Genomic DNA, 20,222 nt, shown 5'->3' on the forward strand with positions numbered 1-20,222 from the left:
CTAGCCAGGAAACGTGTTCCCGCACTTTCCGGCCCAATTAACAAGAATAATGGTGATTCCGATGCTTGCTGATACCCCGATGTACACCCTCCTTGCGCCTCCACTCCACGTATTGCTTCTTCTGAGCTGATTCGTTCGTTTCGTCGTTCTGTAGCCGTATTACGCCTGGAGTATTCCTATGCTGACTTTCCTTGGCTTTGCCATGGTTATTGCGTTCATGTACCTGATCATGAGCAAACGCATGACCGCGCTGATTGCCCTGATCATCGTACCTATCATTTTTGCCCTGTTCGGCGGCTTCGGTCCGCAGATCGGCCCGATGATGCTGGCTGGCATCACCAAGCTGGCGCCAACCGGCGTCATGCTGATGTTCGCGATTCTCTACTTCGCACTGATGATCGACTCGGGCCTGTTCGACCCGGCCGTGCGCAAGATCCTGAAAATGGTCAAAGGCGACCCGATGCGCATTTCGGTCGGTACTGCCGTACTGGCGCTGGTGGTTTCCCTGGACGGTGACGGCGCGACTACCTACATGATCTGTGTTGCCGCCATGCTGCCGCTCTACAGCCGCGTCGGCATGAGCCCGCGCATCATGGCAGGCCTGATCATTCTGGCCGGCGGCGTGATGAACATGACGCCATGGGGCGGGCCGACCGCTCGCGCAGCCAGCGCCCTGCATGTCGATGCGTCGGATATTTTCGTACCGATGATCCCGGCAATGCTGGCCGGTGTGGTCGCGATCCTGGCGATTGCCTACTTCTACGGCAAACGTGAGCGTGCCCGTCTGGGTGAGCTGCATCTGCAAGGCGATGAAATCGATCACAGCGAAATCAGTGTTTCGCAGTTCCCGGATGCCCGTCGTCCGAAGATGATCTGGTTCAACGGTGCCCTGACTCTGGCCCTGATGGTTGCCCTGATGATGAGCCTGCTGCCTCTGCCGGTCCTGTTCATGATCGCGTTCAGTATCGCGATGATCATCAACTATCCGAACCTGCAGGACCAGAAGGACCGCGTTTCGGCGCACGCCGGCAGCGTTCTGTCGGTGGTCGGCCTGATCTTCGCCGCCGGTATCTTCACCGGCATCCTGACCGGCACCGGTATGGTCGACGCCATGTCGAAAAGCCTGCTGACCGTTATTCCGGAAGCGATGGGGCCTTACCTGGCCGTCATCACTGCACTGGTCAGCATGCCGTTCACCTTCTTCATGTCCAACGATGCGTTCTACTTCGGCGTACTGCCAGTGCTCTCCGAAGCAGCGGCCCACTACGGCATCACGCCGGTGGAAATGGCTCGCGCCTCTATCGTCGGTCAGCCGGTTCACCTGCTCAGCCCGCTGGTTCCATCGACCTACCTGCTGGTGGCTCTGGCCGGTATCGACTTTGGTGACCACCAGCGCTTCACCCTGAAATGGGCAATCCTGGTCTGCATCTGCATCCTGATCGCGGCATTGATGATGGGTATCTTCCCGTTTTTCAGCGCGGCGTGACCTGAAAGCCCGCTTCGCCGCCAGCCTGATCGCTGGCGGCGAGTGGCAGTCAAAAAAGCTGTAACCACTGTCGCTGTTCTCTCAGCGACGTCAATATGCTGATTCATGACAGTTTTATTTCAATAGATCAGTACCTGTGCAATGCTGGCGCCAAGGCCAAAGGCCGACTACAAGCTTTAGTAGAGCGTCATAAAAGCATCCCGCTCGCTACACGCTGCACTTTCAATCCTTCGCCCTGAATGGGGCAACTCAGGGAGGCTCTCTGTATGCTGACCCTGCTCGATCTGTTATCCGCCGTTGCCCTGCTGATCTGGGGCACGCATATCGTGCGTACCGGGATTCTTCGCGTGTATGGCGCGCAGTTGCGTCGCGTCCTCAGCCAGAACATGTCCAAACGGCCGCTGGCGTTCATCGCCGGTATTCTGGTCACCGCACTGGTGCAGAGCAGCAACGCCACCGCCATGCTGGTAACGTCATTCGTGGGCCAGGGCCTGATGAAGCTGACGCCGGCGCTGGCGATCATGCTCGGCGCCGATGTGGGCACGGCCTTGATGTCCCGCGTGCTGACTCTGGATCTGTCCTGGCTTTCGCCGCTGCTGATTTTCCTCGGTGTGATTTTCTTCCTGTCGCGCAAGCAGACCCGCGCTGGTCAATTGGGTCGGGTCGCCATCGGACTCGGCCTGATCGTTCTGGCCTTGCAGTTGATCGTCAGTGCCAGCGCGCCGATCACCCAGGCCACGGGCATGAAAGTGCTGTTTGCCTCACTGACAGGCGACCTGCTGCTCGATGCACTGGTCGGCGCACTGTTCGCGCTGATTTCCTATTCCAGCCTCGCGGCAGTGTTGCTGACGGCCACGCTGGCAGGCGCCGATATCATTGGCCTGCCGGTGGCTATCGGCCTGGTGATCGGCGCCAACATCGGCAGCGGGCTGCTGGCCTTTCTCAGCACCAGCATGCAGAACGTGGCCGGTCGGCAAGTGGCGCTGGGCAGCCTGCTGTACAAGCTGCTGGGCCTGCTGCTGATCATTCCGGTGCTCGACCCGCTGGTGCACTGGCTCTCGTCGCTGGGTTTCAGCCCGCAGGAACTGGTGATCGGTTTTCATCTGGTCTACAACACCGCGCGCTGCCTGTTGATGCTGCCCACCGTTGGCCCGATGGCGCGCCTGTGTGCGGCGCTGCTGCCCCATCAGGCGGAAACCGGCGGCCCGGCTCGGGCACGGCATCTGGACCTCGCGGCCCTGTCGACTCCCAGCCTGGCGCTGGCCAATGCGGTGCGCGAAACCCTGCGCATGGGCGATTTGATCGAGAACATGCTGGGTTCGATGCTCGCAGTGCTGCGCGGCACGCAAACGGCGGTCACTCAGGAAATACGTCGCCTCAACGACGACGTGGAGGCGCTGTACAGCGCAATCAAACTGTACCTGGCGCAGATGCCTCGCGAAGAACTGGGCGAGCAGGATAATCGGCGCTGGGCGGAAATCATCGAACTGACCATCAACCTGGAACTGGCCAGCGATCTGATCGAACGCATGCTGCGCAAGATCCAGCAGCAGAAGACTTCCCAGCGTCGCTCGTTCTCGGAAGTGGGCCTGGAAGAACTGGCCGATCTGCAGGTGCAGTTGCAATCCAACCTGCGCCTGGGCCTGTCGGTCTTTCTCAGTTCGGATGAAGAAAGCGCCCGTCAGTTGCTCCGGGAAAAACGCCGTTTCCGGGCACTGGAGCGGCGTCTGGCGCATGCTCATGTCAGCCGCCTGCAGCGCAAGGTCGTGCAGAGCATCGAGACCAGTTCGCTGCATCTTGAGCTGATCGCTGACATGAAACGCCTCAACTCGTTGTTCTGCAGCAGCGCCTATGCCGTGCTGGGCAGCGCCGATACCGGAGCCTTGTCGAGCGAGACTATCGAAGAACAATCGGTGTGAACGTACCGGGCAGAGCGAAGTCTGTTAAACATACCGGCCCGCAAGGAAAGCTGTTTTATGCGTTGCCTGCTGTTCGCTTGTCTGCTCCTGAGTTCTCTTCCCTCGCTGGCCCTTGATCGTCTTCAGGTCGAGGGCTATCTGCTGCCCAACGGCCTGCAAGTGCTGCTCAAGCCAGGTTATGAAAAGGGTCATGTCGCGATTCGTCTGGTGGTCGGTATCGGCTTCGATGACTTTGCCTGCCAGGACAAGGAACTGCCGCACCTGCTGGAGCATTTGCTGTTCAGCGGCACCGACGACAGCGGCGAAGGCGGCCTGGAAGAACGCATGCAGGCCCTGGGTGGCGAATGGAATGCGTTCACCAGCAACGCCGACACTACCTTCGTCATCGAGGCTCCCGCCAGCAATCAGCGCAAGATCCTCGATCTGTTGCTGGAAGTGCTCAACAACACGGAACTGCTGCAGAGCCGCTTCGATGAGGTGAAACGCATTGTCGAGCGCGAAGACGGCGGCCACTTTTCCCATCTGCAACGCTTGCTGGATCGCCGCGATTCGGGCACCAATGCAAGCAATCAACTGGCAATTGAAATGGGCCTCAAATGCGCCGAACGCCCGCAAGTCGACGACATTACTCTCAAACAGGTCGAAGAGGTGTTCGCGAGCTGGTATGCGCCCAACAACATGACCCTGATCATGGTCGGCGATCTCGACCGGCTGCTGCCCAGCTATCTGGAGCGCACTTACGGGCAGCTCAACCCGACCGATCCGATCGAGCATCCACCACTGGCAGAAAGCAACGGTCAGGCCGAAGCGTCGCGCACTCTGACCCGCGGCTTGCTGGGTGAGGGCGCACGCCTGCACCTGACCTTCACCGAACCACAGCTCGACAAACAGCACGACGAGACCTGGGAACTGGTCGAGGCTTATCTGGACTGGGCGCTCTACACCGAACTGCGCCTCAAGCACGGCCTGTCCTATGGACCGTCGGCCGACCGTGAAGTCTTCGGTGAGGTCGGGTTCATGAGCCTCAATGCCGACCTTGAACGCAGTGACATCGAGGAGGCCGAACAAAGTGTCCGCGATCTGCTTGAGCATCTGCGCAAGGACGGCATGCAGCCAGCCACCTTCGCCCGCCTGCAACAGGCCGCCATCGCCCGCCAGGCCTGGGCAGTGCAGGGCAACAGTGCTCTGGCAGATTATTACTGGAGCGCACTCAATGATTACGAAAACGGCCGCTTCGCCGACCCGGCCAAGCGCATCAAGGCCGTAAGCCTAGATACAGCCAACCATGCCCTGCGCCAATTGCTGGCCAAGCCCGGTTACTGGCGAATAGAGAAATCGCTGTTCAGCTATGACGATCTGTATGTGTTGGCTGCGGCGCTGGCCGGGTTGATCGGGCTGGGCATTTTCTGGAGCAGACGCCGGCGTCTTCGCCAATGAGCGAATCGCCCGTGGGAAGGGGCTTGCCCACAACAGGTATTTACACAAACCTTGGCATTGCTATGCTGCCGGGATTTTCAAAGCCGATCACAGTGAACCGCCAAAATGCCTGACTGGAACTCCTACGTAACCCGCACGCTTGGTTTGATAAGGCGCTATCCGGGGGTCATTGCGGCAGGCGGTTTCATCTCCGGGATTGCCAGTTTCATTCTGGTGGACCGTCAGGCCGGGCTGGCCACCTGGATCGCACTGGTGATGCTGGTCAGCTGGCTATGGCTGATGATCGAAAACAGTGTGGTCCGGCTGTTCAGCAAGACCTTCGGCCGCGAAATACCTCAAGGCGTGCTGCGTTACGGCACGCAACTGATCCATCAGGAAAGCCTGTTCTTCGTCCTGCCGTTCTTCTTCATCACCACCACCTGGAACAGCGGGCAATTGGTGTTCACCGCCTTGCTGGGCGCCGCCGGGCTGATCTCGATCATCGACCCGCTGTATTACAAATGGCTGGCGCCGCGCCGATGGCTGTTCATGGCCCTGCACACCCTGACGCTGTTCGCGGCGCTGCTCACGGCGTTGCCCATCATCCTCAACCTGACGACTTCGCAAAGCTACAAACTGGCACTGGGCACCGCCATGCTGTTGTCATTCCCCAGCCTGGCATCGAGCTTCCCGATCAATACCTGGCGGCGCGGGGTCGCGGTCGTGGCGCTGATCCTGGCGGTGGGCAGTGCGGGCTGGCTACTGCGTTCCTGGGTGCCGCCTGCGACCTTGTGGCTGACCGAAGTGGCCGTCAGCACCGACTTCGATAACCGCAACCGCACGCCGGGCGAGAGCATCCGCCAGATAAGCGCTTCTCAGCTACGCCGCGACGGCCTGTATGCCTACACCTCGATCAACGCCCCACGCGGCCTTGAAGAGCGTATCTATCATGTCTGGCGGCGTAACGGCGAAGAGGTTGATCGCATCGCGCTGGATATCCATGGCGGACGCAAGGAAGGCTATCGCGCCTGGACCCACAAGCAGAACTTCCCGCAGGACGTGGTCGGACGCTGGCAGGTCAGGGTCCTGACCGAAGACGGGCAAATGATCGGCGTATTGCGCTTTGAAGTGACCGACACCGATCAACCGGCTGTCACCAGGCCAACCGGCAGGCTGATCAAGCTCAAGCCGGGTGGCGACCGGGAGGAAGCTGCCCCGGAACCGAAGCCGCAGCAAAAGCCAGAACCGCAGCCAGAACAGGAGCAGAAGCCGGAGCCGGAACCGCCAGCCTCAGAACCGGCACCTGAAACGCCTGCGGCTCCTGCCACGCCATGATCGGTCAGGCAGCGGTCGCACCAAAGAACCAGTAGCAGACGAAAATCGCGGCGATGACGCCCGACAGTTCCGCCAGCAGCGCACAGCCCACCGCATGTCGCACCCGCTGGATGCCGACCGCGCCGAAATACACCGCCAACACGTAAAAGGTGGTTTCGGTACTGCCCTGAATCGTTGCCGCAGCCAGCGCAGCAAAGCTGTCGACGCCCTGGGTCTGCATGGTTTCGATCAGCAGCGCCCGCGCCGCGCTGCCGGAAAACGGCTTGACCATGGCGGTCGGCAAGGCATCGACGAAGCGGGTATCCCAGCCCAGCCACTCCACCATATGGCGGATGCCTTCCAGGCCGAAGTCCAGCGCGCCGGAAGCCCGCAACACGCCGACCGCACAGAGCATCGCCACCAGATACGGCAGCAAATTCCTGGCAACGTCGAAACCTTCCTTGGCACCTTCGACAAAGGCCTCATAGACCTGCACCTTGCGCAGCGCACCGATGATCATGAACAACATGATCAGACCAAACAGTGTCAGGTTGCCCAGAATGGAAGACAGGCCGGCCAGCGCCGCCGCCGATAGCGTGCCGAGGAATGCCATGAAGCCGCCCAGCAGCAGCGCGCCCGGAATCAGATAAGCCAGCACCACTGGATCCCACAGACGCAGGCGTTGCATGAACGCAACCGACAGCAGGCCGACAAAGGTCGAGACGCTGGTCGCCAGCAGAATCGGCAGGAACACGATGGTCGGATCCGGCGCACCTTGCTGGGCGCGGTACATGAAGATGGTGACCGGCAAGAGGGTCAGGGACGAGGCGTTGAGCACCAGAAACAGGATCTGGGCGTTGCTGGCGATGGTCTGGCTGGGGTTCAGCTCCTGTAGCGAACGCATCGCCTTGAGGCCGATCGGCGTGGCGGCGTTATCCAGACCCAGAGCGTTGGCCGCGAAGTTGAGGGTGATCAGGCCGAGCGCCGGATGCCCGGGCGGCACTTCGGGCATCAGGCGCAGAAACAGCGGCCCCAGCACCTTGGCCAGCCAGTCGACGATCCCGGCCTTCTCGGCAATGCGCAGGAAGCCCAGCCAGAGGGTAAGGGTACCGAACAGCAGAACCATCACTTCGACCGAAAGCTTGGCCATCGCAAAGATGCTTTCGACCATCGCGGCAAAAATGCCCGCGTTCCCCCCAACCAGCCACTGCGCCAGAGCGGAAATGCACGCAACGACAAAAAAACCAAGCCACAGGCCATTGAGCATCGGATATGTCCCTCACAAGATGCGGCGATGATAGCGGCGGGGCAGGCTTGAGGGAAATCCGTAGCGCCGCACCGCCAGACTGCAGAAACGACAAACCCCGGAAAGTCCGGGGTTTGTCGGTACAGCCAGTCAGCAATCAGTCAGCCAGCGGAGCGGCAGCAGGAACCGGCTCCTTGCTGCGCCAGTGCGGCAGCGAGTTCCAGTAGCGCTGGCCCTTGGCTTCGTCGTACATGCCTTCCCAACGAGCGATAACCAGTACCGCCAGAGCGTTGCCGATCACGTTCAGGGCAGTACGCGCCATGTCCATGATGCGGTCGACACCGGCGATGAACGCAAGGCCTTCCAGCGGAATACCGGCGCTGCCCAGAGTGGCCAGCAGCACCACGAAGGACACGCCTGGAACGCCTGCGATGCCTTTGGAAGTGACCATCAGGGTCAGGACCAGCATCATCTGCGCGCCAACCGACAGGTCGATGCCGTACAGCTGGGCAATGAAGATTGCCGCGATGCTCTGGTACAGCGTCGAGCCGTCGAGGTTGAACGAGTAACCGGTCGGAACCACGAAGCTGCAGATGGCTTTCGGCGCACCGTAGGCTTCCATCTTCTGGATCACACGCGGCAGGACCGTTTCGGAGCTGGCGGTGGAGTAGGAGAGGATCAGCTCATCCTTGAAGATGCGCATCAGCTTCACGACCGAGAAGCCGAACATGCGGGCGATCAGGCCCAGAACCACGAAAGCGAAGAAGGCGATGGCCACGTAAACCAGGATCACCAGCTTGGCCAGCGGCAGCAGCGACGCAAAACCGAAGTTGGCCACGGTTACCGAGATCAGCGCGAATACACCGATCGGCGCGTAGTTCATGATCATGTGAGTGACCTTGAACATGGTTTCCGAAATGCCCTGGAAGATCTTGACCAGCGGCTCGCGGACGTCGTCCTGCAGGCTGGAAAGACCCAGGCCGAACAGCACCGAGAAGAAGATGATCGGCAACATTTCGCCACGCGCCATGGCGGCAAAGATGTTGGAAGGGATCAGGTTGAGGATCGTCGCGATAAAGGCGTGATCGTGCTGAACCTCGGCAGTGGTCTGCTGGTACTTCGAGATATCGACAGTACCCAGGGTGCTCATGTCGATGCCTGCGCCCGGCTGGAACACGTTGGCCAGAACCAGACCGACCAGAATCGCGATGGTGGTGACGACTTCAAAGTAGATGATGGTCTTGAGACCGATGCGACCCAGCTTCTTCGCGTCGCCCACGCCGGCAATACCGACGACCAGCGATGCAACCACGATAGGGATCACGATCATCTTGATAAGACGAATGAAGATATCGCCTGCAGGTTGCAGGATATTACTGATCCACCAGGCCTTCTCGGCACTGAAGTGGTTGAGAAACGCACCGAGCGCAATACCCAGTACCAGTCCAATCAGAATCTGCCAGGCCAGACTCAGCTTTGCCTTCTTCATTCAACTACCCTTATTTTTAGTGGCTCGAACATATCCAAAACCGACATGCTGAAACTGCCTTTTCCCCAGCAGTGTCAAAGCCGAAAATGCCCAAGAGAAGGTCACCGCTGACGAGCATCCAAGCTCTATAGCAGGCGAAAAAGGCGCAACTATTCCCATGCCGTGGGGACACGTCTAATGCCATAAACGACTACCTCATGCCGAATCGGCATATGAAAACGAAAATTCGTATCTAATAACGACAGAAAAAAGTTGTCCCTATTGCCCCCACATGTGGCTAGAACGTCGCTTTCAGCCTGGCAAGGAAAAGCTGCCAGGGCAGCGTGTCCCAAGGGCCAGCCGCAGAGGATTTCTGCTGTATTTATTGGATCGACGGTCGTCGGGACGCATGAAGAAAGGCTTGTTTGGGCCCATGCAGGCTGAATCCGGGCCGAGGAAAACGATAGTGGCCCGGAAATACATTCAGCAACATATTCTGTCGCCTGGATGAGTGCGCTAGAAGCGCACACTCAAATGGATATCTCTATTGAGAGAGGGCTTACAAACTGGCCTTCACCGCCGCCAATGCATCCTTGTCATCGATGGTTTTCACTCCGTCGAGCCATTTTTCGAGAACCGCCGGGTTGGCCTTGATCCAGGCCTTTGCAGCTTCGGTGTTGCTGATTTTCTTGTTCACCACCTCGGCCATGATGCTGTTTTCCATGTCCAGGGTGAAACTCAGGTTGGTCAGCAGTTTGCCGACATTCGGGCAGGCTTGTGCGTAACCTTTGCGGGTCAGGGTGTAGACAGAGCCGGTGTCACCGAAGTATTTCTCGCCGCCCTTGAGGTAACGCATGCCTTTGATCTGCACGTTCATCGGGTGCGGTGTCCAGCCCAGGAAGGCGACGAAGGCCTTTCTCCTGACGTTGCGGTTCACTTCGGCCAGCATGGCCTGCTCGCTGGACTCCACCAGTTTCCAGTCACCCAGCTCGAATTCGTTTTTCTTGATGATCTCCTGCAGCGACAGGTTGGCTGGCGCGCCGGAACCGATGCCGTAGATTTTCTTGCTGAACTTGTCGGCAAACTTGTTCAGGTCGGCAAAGTCATGCACGCCGGCTTCCCAGACATAGTCGGGCACGGCCAGGGTGAATTCGGTGCCTTCCAGGTTTTTGACAAGCTGGGTCACATCACCGGTGGCCACGAACTTGTCGTAGAAGCCTTGTTGCGCCGGCATCCAGTTACCCAGAAACACATCCAGCTGGCCGTCCTTGAGGCCACCAAAGGCGATTGGTACCGCCAGGGTGTCGACCTTGGCCTTGTAACCCAGGCCATCGAGCAGCAATCCGGCAATGGCATTGGTGGCGGCTATGTCACTCCAGCCCGGATCGGCCATTTTTACCGTGCTGCAGCTCGGTTCGGCGGCATGAGCCGTCAGGCTGCCGAGCGTGATGACACCGACTGCCAGTGCTGTGGATAACTTTTTCATGCAAATGACCCTTTTGGTTTTCTCGGTGAGGGCAGGGTTCAAGGTTGCGGATAACGTGCCTTGCGCTCCAGATCGTCCAGATCAATGTGGTTGCGCATGTACTGCTGACTGGCGTCGACCAGCGGCTGGTGATCCCAACTCTTCAGCTTGCCGATGGCCAGCGTTTGCGCGACGAAACGGCGCCGACGCTGGCTGGCGAGCACCTGATGGTGTATCGCCGGTATGTCCCATCTGGCGCGGGCTTCGGCCAGAAAAGCATTGAACAACGTTTGATGAACGGGCGACTGGCTGAGTTCCTCCTGTTCCCTTGGATCGTTGTGCAGATCGAACAACAGGCACGGATCCTGTTCCGAGTAGATGAATTTGTAGGCGCCGCGACGAATCATCATCAACGGGCTGGTGGTGCCTTCGGCCATGTATTCGCCGAACACTTCGTCGTGGCCACCTGCACCTTGCAAATGAGGCAGCAACGAGCGGCCATCCAGCGGCAGGCCTCTGTCCAGTTCGCCGCCAGCCAGGTCGACGAAGGTCGGCAGCAGGTCGGCAGTCGACACCGAAGCGCTGACACGGCCTGCCTGGAAATGGCCAGGCGCGTAGACCAGCAGCGGCACGCGCGCCGCCATCTCGAACCAGTGCATCTTGTACCAGAGGCCTCGCTCGCCGAGCATGTCGCCATGGTCACCCGAGAACACGATGATGGTGTCTTCGGCCAGCCCTGCTTCTTCGAGGGTCTGCAGCAGCTTGCCGACATTCTGGTCGATGTAGCTGCAGGCGCCGAAGTAGGCCCGACGGGCATCGCGGATCTTGTCCACAGGCAGTGGCTTGTCCCACAGATCATAGACCTTGAGCAGACGCTGCGAATGCGGGTCCAGTTCTTCCTGATCGGCGTGGGCCACAGGCAGGGGAATGTCTTCGTCGCGGTACAGGTCCCAGAACGGTTTGGGAATGGTGTACGGATCGTGAGGGTGAGTCATGGAAACCGTCAGGCAGAACGGCGCGTCACCGTCCTGGCGGACATGATCGAACAGATACTGCTGCGCCTTGAACACCACTTCTTCATCGAAATCCAGCTGGTTGGTGCGCACACACGGCCCGGCCTGGAGCACCGACGACATGTTGTGATACCAGGTTGGCCGCACATCCGGCTCGTCCCAGTTCACCGCCCAGCCATAGTCGGCCGGATAGATATCGCTGGTCAGCCGCTCCTCGTAACCGTGCAACTGGTCCGGGCCGCAGAAATGCATCTTGCCGGACAGCGCGGTCTTGTAGCCCAGGCTGCGCAGGTAATGGGCATAGGTCGGAATGTCGGCCGGAAAATCCGCCGCGTTGTCGTAGGCGCCGATCTTGCTCGGCAACTGGCCACTGACCAGGGTGAAACGCGAGGGCGCACACAGCGGGCTGTTGCAATAGGCAGAATCGAACACCACGCCTTCGGCGGCCAGGCGACTCAGGTGGGGCATTTTGACGGGAGACGATGCGTAGAACGGCAACATTGGCGCGGCCATTTGATCGGCCATGATGAACAGAATATTTTTGCGCTTCATGTAATCACGGCATCCCATAGTTGGCAGTTATGCGAAAGTGCTGCCTTCGAGGATGAAGATCTGCGTATTTCTGGTAAAGCCCACACAAAACAATGCCTAGGATAAGCACAGCTTATGTTTGAAGCGCTCGGTGACATGTCTCTGGATCTGCTGCGTGCCTTTGAGGCCGCAGCCCGCCTGCGCAGTTTCACGGCGGCAGCCATGGAGCTGGGCACGACTCAACCTGCGATAAGCCAGCAGATAAAGCGCCTGGAGGAACAATTGGCGACCCGCCTGTTCGACCGGATCTACCGCGGGATCGAACTGACCGAGGCGGGGGAAGTCCTGTTCAGCCATGTGCAGAGCGGCTTGCAGTCGATGGACAGCGGGCTGGTTGCGATCACCGAGCAGCACCAGCATGAGGTGTTGCAGGTCGCGACTGACTTTGCATTCGCCTCTTACTGGCTGATGCCGCGCCTGCATCGCTTTCACAAACAACATCCGGATGTGGACGTCAGCCTGGTGACCAGCGAGCGCAGCCACAGCATGCTGAGCGCCGATATCGATGTGGCGGTGTTATTCGGCGACGGGCGTTTCAAACAGGGGGAGAGCCGCTGGCTGTTCAGCGAAGAGGTCTATCCGGTCTGTAGCCCGAAACTGCTGGCCGGACGTGCTACGCCACTGCCCAATGAAGTCCTGCGCGAGTTCGCGCTGCTGCATTTGCGCGGCGAAGGCAGCAACAACTGGTTCGACTGGGCAAGCGTGTTTCGCGCCCTGCATATCCCGCAGGCTCCGGCGCCCGGCCAGTTGCGCTTCGACAACTACACACTGCTGATCCAGGCCGCCATCGCCGGGCAGGGCATCGCCATCGGCTGGCGGCATCTGGTGGATGATCTGCTCGATCAGGGCCTGCTGTGTCGCCCCATCACGGCCACGGCAATTTCCGCCTGCGGTTATTACGTGGTCCTGCCGCAGCGCAAGCGTCGGCTGCAGGTCGTGCAGCAGTTTGTCGACTGGCTGGCCAGCGAACAGGCGCTCAGTGGTGAATCATTGACTGGCAAACCGCTACCGTCGATTGCGGTTTGATCCACATCTGTGGATAACTGGGGGCAATCTAGAGTTAAGGAGGACTTGGTAATGCCGGATGCTCAGGGCTATCACGCCCACGTTTATTTCGATGCACAGAGCATCGACCAGGCACGAGCGTTATGCGAAGCAGCCGTCGAACGATTTGGCGTACAGATGGGTCGGGTCCATGAACGTCTTGTAGGACCGCATCCTGACTGGAGCTGCCAACTGGGGTTCACCCATGCTCAGTTTGCCGATGTGGTCCTGTGGCTGACGCGCAACCGCAACGGCCTGGTGGTTTTTCTGCACCCGCTGACCGGCGATGAACTGGCAGACCACACCGAACATGCAATCTGGATGGGCGCGATTCGGCCTCTGGATACCTCTATATTCAAGGCTTGAGGTGCAGGTGGGTGAAGAAAGAGAACCGTGTATAACCTGCTCCGCTATAAGCAGTGAAGATGTTCCAGGTCATGGAATGGTGACTTCCCCTTCAGGCAAATGGCTTCAGCAGTGGTTTGTCGGTAATGTTTGAATCCAATAGCGCTATCCCGTGGAGATATGTCATCACATGGACATTCGCATTCTGAAAAATCTCATGCGAGTCGCGCAGTGCGGCTCTCTCACCGCAGCCTCCGAAATGTGCTGCCTCAGCGTGCAGGCATTGGCTGCGCAACTGAACAAGGTCGAAGCGCAATTTGGCTTCAAGCTGTTCAAGCGCTCCAACAAAGGGCTGACCCTGACCAATGCCGGCCTTGAGCTTGAGCCTTATGTCGAGCAGGTGCTGGAAGCCAGCCGACAACTGGACAACAAGGTGGCCGCGCTCAATGTCTCGTCCTCGCGGATTTTGCGGGTGGCGCTCAACAGCACCCTGTCGAGCGAGGTCAACCGCTGCATCGTGGCGCGCATGATCGAGGCGTTCGATGACTGCCAGCTGGAATTCAGCTACGCCGAGTCGGTGGAAAACCTCAGCAAGCTGAATCACGAAAGCTTCGATCTGGCGGTGCTGATCGGCCCGCAGTCGGTACGGCCCAGCGTGCTTCTGCCGTTTGTGCAGGTGCAGGTCGTGGGTGTCCATTGCGGGCCGCAGAATACGCCGCTGTCGTCTCTCAATGAGAAACTTCAGGTTCGCCCCAGCAGCAGTTGCCCGTACTCCGAGAGCTTCCAGCGCTTCATTGCTGGCGGCACGCCCAAGAAAGGCAAGCCGCCGAGTATCGTCTACTCGGGCAGCGAGACGCTGACGCTGTCGTTGATCAGGCAGTTCGATGGCATTGGCCTGGTGTCCCGCAGCGTTGCCGAACAGAGTGGCCTGACCATTGTTCCGGGCTTTGAAGACTCTCTGGAAGTGCATCTGGTAGTCAACAACTCGAGCCTGTCGTGCCAGGCATTGAATTACGTGGTGCACACCGCATTACAGGACAGTACCGATAATAATGTAGGCCGCCACACCAACCGCCACACTGAGAAACAGATTCCTGCTCAGGTATGCGCATAACAGCGTCGGCAATGCGGCAAGAAACTCGGGGCGGTCGAATTGCAGTTGCTGGTTCTTGATCAGCAGCGGCGTCACGGTAATCGCGGCCACGATCGCCACCGGCAGGTATTCCAGTGCCTTGGCGATGAAGTCCGGCCAGTGCTCGGTATTGACCTGCAACGGCAGGGTGCGTGGCAGCAGCGTGACGGCGACCATCGACGCCACGACCAGAATCAGGAACGCTTGTTCAGACATAGACCTGCCCCACAGCCCAGAAGAGTGGCGATAAATACATTGAAGGCGGAATCCCCCAGCAGGCTGAGGCCACCCATGCAGAGCACGGCCACCAGCGCCGCGATCAGTTTCTTGCGGGTATCGCACAGCGAAACCAGTACGTACAGCATCATGGCGCTCAGCGCGTAGTCGAGCTGGTAGTTCACCAGATGCGCCGCATATTTCGCGCACAGTGCACCGAGCAGGCCACCGGCGACCCATGACGTGTGGCAATAGAGATTGAAGCCGATCAGGTAGCGGGCCGTGACTGGCTGGTCCTTGTTGAGGCGCACACTATGGAACGCGAAGGACTCGTCGGTCAGCTCTGCGCCATAGCAGAAACGCTCCAGACGGCTCAACTTCAGGGTACGCAACGCCTTGGCCATATACACCGACATCAGCATATGCCGGGCATTGATCAGGAAGGTGGTGAGGATGATCGTCGGCAGCGAAGCGCCTGCGCTCAACAGCGCCAGCGCAGCGAACTGCGAGGCGCCGGCATAGACGAACAGGCACATCGCGACCGGCAGCCAGAGCGGAAAGCCCGCGTTGACCGCCATGAGTCCGAACACGAAGGACACGGCGAAGTAACCGGCCACGACCGGGCTGGCTTCGGCAAACGTCCTGGATTTCTGCTTTTCGACAGGCATGGTCTGATCGATCGATAGCTTGCTCAAAGGTCTTTCTCGCAAGTGATTTCGCCCTTGGGTTCATGAAATCCCAGGCTATTCCAGAAATTGCGTCCCACTAGATTATCGTCATCGACGAACAGAAACATACGCCGCACATTGAGACGTTTCATATCCGTGGTTGCCGCATCCACCAGGCACTGCCCCACACCCTGGCCACGATATTCAGGGCTGACCGCCAGATGATTGATGGTTCCGCGGGTACCCAGCACGCCGCCCATCACCGCTCCGACGATCTCGCCCTGGGCATTTTCGGCCATGTAGGCGATGGTGGTATCGCGGGTCAGGATACGTTGCAGGCATTTGGTGTCCTGCCACAGACAGAAAGCGACCTCCTGGAAAGAGTGGAAGAAACTCTCCAGCAACGCGGCGTCCTGATAGGTCGCGCGCTTGAGCAGGGCGATTTCTGCAGGTTCGAGGTTTTCAGCGAACAATGTCAAAAGGCGTCCCCGGCAAGGAAAATGAAATAGCCAGAATCTGCCGATAGGCCATTTTATGAGGATCGCGATTGCTCGCAGGCGTTACATAGTGGCGCATTTCACGATCCAGGAAGAACGTGGTGTCCAGCACTTCATCGTAGGTGACCGCCGCCAGTTGTTCTTCCCCGGCGTTGTACAGCCGGCTCTGCGCGCCTTCGACGTTCTGCTTGCCCCAGAAGTGCACGCCGCTGAAGGGATAGCCATCGCAATGGATACCTTCAGGGGTGATTTCCAGGGTTTTTCCCGGCTTGATTTCGATGCGGATCTGATGGATCTGGCATTGCCAGATCTTGGTGTGCAGCTCCGGGGGCAGGACGTGCTTGTAGACCTCAAAGTCCAGGTCTATGAGGCTGCGGATCACCGGTGAAGCGATGACTTCATCGGAAAAGTCCTGAAAATGTCGCTCCAGACCGCCAACGTAACGGTTGTGCTCGGTGGACTGGACATAGGCACGGTGTTCGAGCTGGCGTACATCGCGCGTGACAGGGTTGTATTCAAAGTCGCTATAGCGGCGAAACCGCATGCCTGAATCGGCCTGCCCGTAGTACTTGTCTTCTTCCATGTTCTCCCAGCTCTTGGTGAGCCGGATGAAATCGGCGAAATGACCGTACAGACTAAAATCGCTGCCTAGAACATTTGCAAACTTGTCACGTTGTAGCGAGTGGCCAACTTCCTTGTTCAAGACAAGCATTTTCAGGGTCCTTTTCTACGGTGAGCGCCTAATTTAGACGTCACGGCAGATAGTTCCATGAAAAAGAATTTCAGGCATATCAAGCCTGGATTGATGCGCCTGAAGGGCTGCCTGCCGCAAGCAGACAGCCCGTTTCAACCGGTAGGTGAATCAATTCAGTGCACCATCGGGAACAGCGTAGACGATACCTGCGCACAGCGCGATTCAGACCAAACTGCTGCCCCCGACTTGCATGGCTGGCCGCAACCGGCCTTCAGCTATTGCGGGCCTTGCGCACGCCTTCGGCCAGCGCCGCGCACAGGCTGAGCACGCCATCCACAGCATCTTCAGGGGACTTGGCCGTGGCGATCTTGTCCACCAATGCCGAGCCCACCACCACGCCTTCGGCCAGACGCGCGATAGCCGCTGCCTGCTCCGGAGTACGGATGCCGAAACCGACACTGACCGGCAGATCGGTGTGCCGACGCAGGCGCGCAATGGCTTCGGTAACGTGCTCGGTGGTCGCCGATCCGGCACCGGTCACACCGGCCACCGATACGTAGTAGACGAAACCGGAACTGCGCTCCAGCACACGCGGCAGGCGTGCGTCATCGGTGGTCGGCGTGGTCAGGCGAATAAAGTCGATTCCCGAAGCCTGGGCCGGCGTGGCCAGTTCGGCGTCATGCTCGGGCGGCAGGTCGACAATGATCAGGCCGTCCACACCGGCATCCTTGGCAGCGGCCACGAAAGCATCCACACCAAAGCGGTGGATCGGGTTGTAGTAACCCATCAGCACGATAGGCGTGGTCTGATCATCACGACGGAACTCGCTGACCATCTGCAGGGTTTTCAGCAAAGTCTGCCCGGCGTCCAGTGCGCGCAGGGTCGCCAACTGGATCGCGACGCCATCAGCCATCGGATCGGTGAACGGCATGCCCAGCTCGATCACATCGGCACCGGCGGCTGGCAGGCCCTTGAGGATTTTCAGGGACGTGTCGTAGCCAGGGTCGCCCGCCGTGATGAAGGTTACCAGCGCTGCACGACCTTCGGTTTTCAGCTGGGCAAAACGTTGTTCAAGACGGCTCATACCGGCTTCTCCTGGGTCTTTTCGGCAGCGGCCATGTGGTTCATTACGGTTTGCATGTCTTTGTCACCACGCCCGGAGAAGCACACGACCATCAAGTGGTCAGCGCTCAGGGTCGGCGCGCGCCGGATGGCTTCGGCCAGGGCGTGGGCAGTTTCCAGCGCCGGGATGATGCCTTCGAGGCGGCAGCATTTATGGAAGGCGTCCAGCGCCTGCTCATCGGTGATGCTGACGTATTCGGCGCGCTTCACTTCATGCAGGTAAGCGTGCTCCGGGCCGATGCCGGGATAGTCCAGGCCGGCGGAAATCGAATGGGCATCGGCGATCTGGCCGTCCTCGTCCTGCAGCAGGTAGGTACGGTTGCCGTGCAGGACGCCCGGTACGCCACCGTTGAGGCTGGCGGCGTGCTGCTGGGTGTCTACGCCGTGACCACCGGCCTCGACACCAATGATCTGCACGCTGGCGTCATCGAGGAACGGATGGAACAGGCCCATGGCGTTGGAACCACCACCCACGCAAGCGACCAGACTGTCCGGCAGGCGTCCTTCCTTCTCGTGCATCTGAGCCCTGGTTTCCTTGCCGATGATCGACTGGAAATCACGGACCATCGCCGGATACGGGTGCGGACCCGCAACGGTGCCGATCAGGTAAAAGGTGTCTTCGACGTTGGTCACCCAGTCGCGCAGGGCTTCGTTCATCGCATCTTTCAGGGTACCGGTGCCGGAAGTGACCGGAACGATCTCGGCGCCCAGCAGCTTCATGCGGAACACGTTGGCCTGCTGGCGCTCGATGTCGGTCGCGCCCATGTAGATCACACAAGGCAGGCCGAAACGGGCGGCGACCGTGGCAGTCGCAACGCCGTGCATGCCCGCGCCGGTTTCCGCGATCAGGCGCTTCTTGCCCATCCGCTTGGCCAGCAGGATCTGGCCGATACAGTTGTTGATCTTGTGCGCGCCGGTGTGGTTCAGCTCTTCGCGCTTGAAGTAGATCTTCGCGCCGCCGCAGAACTCGGTCAGGCGCTCGGCGAAGTACAGAGGGTTGGGACGGCCGACGTAATCGCGCTGAAAGTACGCCAGTTGTTCGGCGAACTCGGGATCGGCCTTGGCGGCTTCGTACTCGCGGTTCAGGTCAAGCACCAGCGGCATCAGGGTTTCAGCTACATAGCGGCCACCAAACGAGCCGAACAGGCCGTTGGCGTCGGGGCCGCTGCGAAAGTTGGTCTGGGTCATGAGGACTCCGGTTGCAGTCTTGGGCAAATGGATTGAGCCGGATCGGCAATGGGTTCACTTTAACCAGCGCAGGCCCGGATGAAAACCGATAAGATCGCCGCAACCTGTCAGGAAAACTCACAGATACCATGAGCCGCGACCTTCCTCCTCTCAATGCCTTGCGCGCCTTTGAAGCCACTGCTCGCATGGGTAGCGTCAGTCAGGCTGCGGAACAGCTGCACGTGACCCACGGTGCGGTCAGTCGACAGTTGAAAACCCTGGAAGAGCACTTGGGCGTGACCCTGTTCAGCAAGGATGGACGCGGCCTGAAACTCACAGATGCAGGTATCCGCCTGCGTGAGGTCAGCGGCGAGGCTTTCGACCGCCTGCGCGACGTCTGCGCCGAACTGAGTCAGGGCAGCGCGGACGCACCCTTCGTGCTCGGCTGTTCCGGCAGCCTGCTGGCGCGCTGGTTCATTCCGCGCCTGGGACGCCTGAATGCCGAACTGCCGGACTTGCGCCTGCATCTCTCGGCGGGCGAGGGCGATCTGGACCCGCGCAGGCCCGGACTGGATGCGTTACTGGTATTTGCCGAGCCGCCATGGCCTGCGGACATGCAGGTTTTCGAGTTGGCCAGCGAACGTATCGGGCCGGTATTGAGCCCGCGTTTCGCACGTTTCGAGACCTTGCGCCAGGCACCGGCCCAGGCGCTGGCCAACGAATCGCTGCTGCACACCACCTCACGCCCGCAAGCCTGGCCAAGCTGGGCGCAACAGCACAGGATCGAAGCGCAGGCGCTACGTTACGGGCAGGGTTTCGAGCATTTGTATTATTTGCTGGAGGCGGCCGTGGCCGGCCTGGGGATTGCCATTGCGCCCGAGCCGCTGGTCACTGACGACCTGCGAGCCGGGCGCCTGGCTGCGCCTTGGGGTTTCAGTGAAACCCCGGCACGACTTGCTCTCTGGGTTCCCCGACGCGCCGCTGACGGTCGGGCGCAGCAACTGGCTCACTGGTTGAAAAATGAGCTGGAGCGCTCCATCGAGCCGATCAGAAAATGATCAGTCGCCGCGCTTGATCAGCAGGTAGGCAGCAAGCAGGCCAATGGCACCGACTGCAACACCGGCGGTTGTCCACGGGTGTTCCTGAGCGTAGTCGCGAGTCGCCAGAGCGTTTTCGCGGGTCTTGACCTTCACGTCCTCGTAGAGATCGCTGAGCAGATGACGCGAATGGCTCAAGGCATTCTCGGCGTTGGCCTTGAGGCTTTTGAGGGTCTTGCGCGACTCTTCGGAAGCATCGCCCTTGAGGCTCTCCAGAGACTTGAGGAGGCTTTCGATCTCCGCTTCCATGCTTTGCAACGAGGCTTTACGAAGTGAATTGCTAGCCATGGTATTTCTCCTGCTGTGATGAGTACGTGTGTTG

19 protein-coding genes are annotated in these 20,222 nt (G+C 59.6%); 8 read left to right on the forward strand and 11 right to left on the reverse strand.

The annotated features are described in order from the left end of the window. Nucleotides 1–178: 178 nt before the first annotated feature. The 4 genes from ALQ04_RS05515 (at nt 179) to ALQ04_RS05530 (ending at nt 6,156) form a co-directional block, all read left to right on the forward strand. Nucleotides 179–1,486, forward strand: a complete 1,308-nt coding sequence (locus tag ALQ04_RS05515) for a CitMHS family transporter (RefSeq protein ID WP_122314836.1) — start codon at nt 179–181, stop codon at nt 1,484–1,486. Nucleotides 1,487–1,752: 266 nt separating this feature from the next. Further along, entirely contained in the window at nt 1,753–3,405 is a 1,653-nt protein-coding gene (locus ALQ04_RS05520; RefSeq protein WP_122314837.1) for a Na/Pi cotransporter family protein, read from the forward strand. Between the two features lie 57 nt (nt 3,406–3,462). Then, nucleotides 3,463–4,842: a pitrilysin family protein gene (locus ALQ04_RS05525; protein ID WP_122314838.1), complete on the forward strand. Its 1,380-nt coding sequence runs from the start codon at nt 3,463–3,465 to the stop codon at nt 4,840–4,842. A gap of 105 nt (nt 4,843–4,947) precedes the next feature. Beyond that, the gene (locus tag ALQ04_RS05530; protein WP_122314839.1) at nt 4,948–6,156 is read left to right on the forward strand and encodes a DUF5924 family protein; all 1,209 of its coding nucleotides are present in this window, start codon (nt 4,948–4,950) and stop codon (nt 6,154–6,156) included. Between the two features lie 4 nt (nt 6,157–6,160). Here the strand turns inward: ALQ04_RS05530 and ALQ04_RS05535 are convergent, their stop codons facing one another. The 4 genes from ALQ04_RS05535 to betC form a co-directional block, all read right to left on the reverse strand. Then, nucleotides 6,161–7,402 carry a nucleoside recognition domain-containing protein gene (locus ALQ04_RS05535; RefSeq protein ID WP_122314840.1) on the reverse strand — a complete coding sequence of 414 codons (1,242 nt, stop codon included), beginning with the start codon at nt 7,400–7,402 and terminating at the stop codon, nt 6,161–6,163. 136 nt (nt 7,403–7,538) lie between these two features. Next, on the reverse strand, nt 7,539–8,870 hold the full coding sequence (gene gltP / locus ALQ04_RS05540) for a glutamate/aspartate:proton symporter GltP (RefSeq protein WP_122314841.1): 1,332 nt from the start codon (nt 8,868–8,870) through the stop codon (nt 7,539–7,541). A 538-nt stretch (nt 8,871–9,408) separates the two neighbouring features. Further along, nucleotides 9,409–10,335: a choline ABC transporter substrate-binding protein gene (choX, locus tag ALQ04_RS05545; RefSeq protein ID WP_122314905.1), complete on the reverse strand. Its 927-nt coding sequence runs from the start codon at nt 10,333–10,335 to the stop codon at nt 9,409–9,411. Between the two features lie 38 nt (nt 10,336–10,373). Next, nucleotides 10,374–11,879, reverse strand: a complete 1,506-nt coding sequence (gene betC / locus ALQ04_RS05550) for a choline-sulfatase (RefSeq protein ID WP_122314842.1) — start codon at nt 11,877–11,879, stop codon at nt 10,374–10,376. 114 nt (nt 11,880–11,993) lie between these two features. Between betC and ALQ04_RS05555 the strand changes: the two genes are divergently transcribed. The 3 genes from ALQ04_RS05555 to ALQ04_RS05565 all read left to right on the forward strand — a co-directional run bounded on the left by ALQ04_RS05555 (nt 11,994) and on the right by ALQ04_RS05565 (nt 14,421). Further along, a complete protein-coding gene (locus tag ALQ04_RS05555; protein WP_122314843.1) occupies nt 11,994–12,944 on the forward strand; it encodes a choline sulfate utilization transcriptional regulator in 951 nt (316 codons plus the stop codon). Between the two features lie 51 nt (nt 12,945–12,995). After that, on the forward strand, nt 12,996–13,328 hold the full coding sequence (locus ALQ04_RS05560) for a DOPA 4,5-dioxygenase family protein (protein WP_122314844.1): 333 nt from the start codon (nt 12,996–12,998) through the stop codon (nt 13,326–13,328). Between the two features lie 169 nt (nt 13,329–13,497). Then, on the forward strand, nt 13,498–14,421 hold the full coding sequence (locus ALQ04_RS05565; RefSeq protein WP_122314845.1) for a LysR family transcriptional regulator: 924 nt from the start codon (nt 13,498–13,500) through the stop codon (nt 14,419–14,421). Here ALQ04_RS05565 and ALQ04_RS05570 read toward each other — a convergent pair. The 6 genes from ALQ04_RS05570 to trpB all read right to left on the reverse strand — a co-directional run bounded on the left by ALQ04_RS05570 (nt 14,338) and on the right by trpB (nt 18,824). Further along, entirely contained in the window at nt 14,338–14,655 is a 318-nt protein-coding gene (locus tag ALQ04_RS05570) for an AzlD domain-containing protein (RefSeq protein WP_122314846.1), read from the reverse strand. The genes ALQ04_RS05565 and ALQ04_RS05570 overlap by 84 nt on opposite strands. Beyond that, the gene (locus tag ALQ04_RS05575; RefSeq protein ID WP_122314906.1) at nt 14,634–15,323 is read right to left on the reverse strand and encodes an AzlC family ABC transporter permease; all 690 of its coding nucleotides are present in this window, start codon (nt 15,321–15,323) and stop codon (nt 14,634–14,636) included. The genes ALQ04_RS05570 and ALQ04_RS05575 overlap by 22 nt, the downstream gene beginning before the upstream one ends. A gap of 23 nt (nt 15,324–15,346) precedes the next feature. Then, nucleotides 15,347–15,724 (reverse strand): N-acetyltransferase, encoded by a 378-nt coding sequence (locus tag ALQ04_RS05580; protein ID WP_122314907.1) that lies wholly within the window; start codon nt 15,722–15,724, stop codon nt 15,347–15,349. 61 nt (nt 15,725–15,785) lie between these two features. Beyond that, nucleotides 15,786–16,532, reverse strand: a complete 747-nt coding sequence (locus ALQ04_RS05585) for a 2OG-Fe dioxygenase family protein (protein WP_122314847.1) — start codon at nt 16,530–16,532, stop codon at nt 15,786–15,788. A gap of 253 nt (nt 16,533–16,785) precedes the next feature. Continuing rightward, complete coding sequence (trpA, locus tag ALQ04_RS05590) at nt 16,786–17,598, reverse strand: tryptophan synthase subunit alpha (protein WP_122314848.1); 813 nt, start codon at nt 17,596–17,598, stop codon at nt 16,786–16,788. Then, complete coding sequence (trpB, locus tag ALQ04_RS05595) at nt 17,595–18,824, reverse strand: tryptophan synthase subunit beta (RefSeq protein ID WP_122314849.1); 1,230 nt, start codon at nt 18,822–18,824, stop codon at nt 17,595–17,597. Before trpB ends, trpA begins: the two co-directional genes overlap by 4 nt. A 128-nt stretch (nt 18,825–18,952) precedes the next feature. Here trpB and ALQ04_RS05600 point away from each other — a divergent pair, with 128 nt between their 5' ends. After that, a complete protein-coding gene (locus tag ALQ04_RS05600; RefSeq protein ID WP_122314850.1) occupies nt 18,953–19,861 on the forward strand; it encodes a LysR family transcriptional regulator in 909 nt (302 codons plus the stop codon). On the opposite strand, the gene ALQ04_RS05605 is transcribed toward ALQ04_RS05600, so the two are convergent. Continuing rightward, nucleotides 19,862–20,188: a YqjD family protein gene (locus tag ALQ04_RS05605; RefSeq protein WP_122314851.1), complete on the reverse strand. Its 327-nt coding sequence runs from the start codon at nt 20,186–20,188 to the stop codon at nt 19,862–19,864. Nucleotides 20,189–20,222: the final 34 nt, after the last annotated feature.

It is taken from the genome of Pseudomonas cichorii (genome assembly GCF_003700275.1).
Taxonomy (GTDB): Bacteria; Pseudomonadota; Gammaproteobacteria; order Pseudomonadales; family Pseudomonadaceae; genus Aquipseudomonas; species Aquipseudomonas cichorii_B.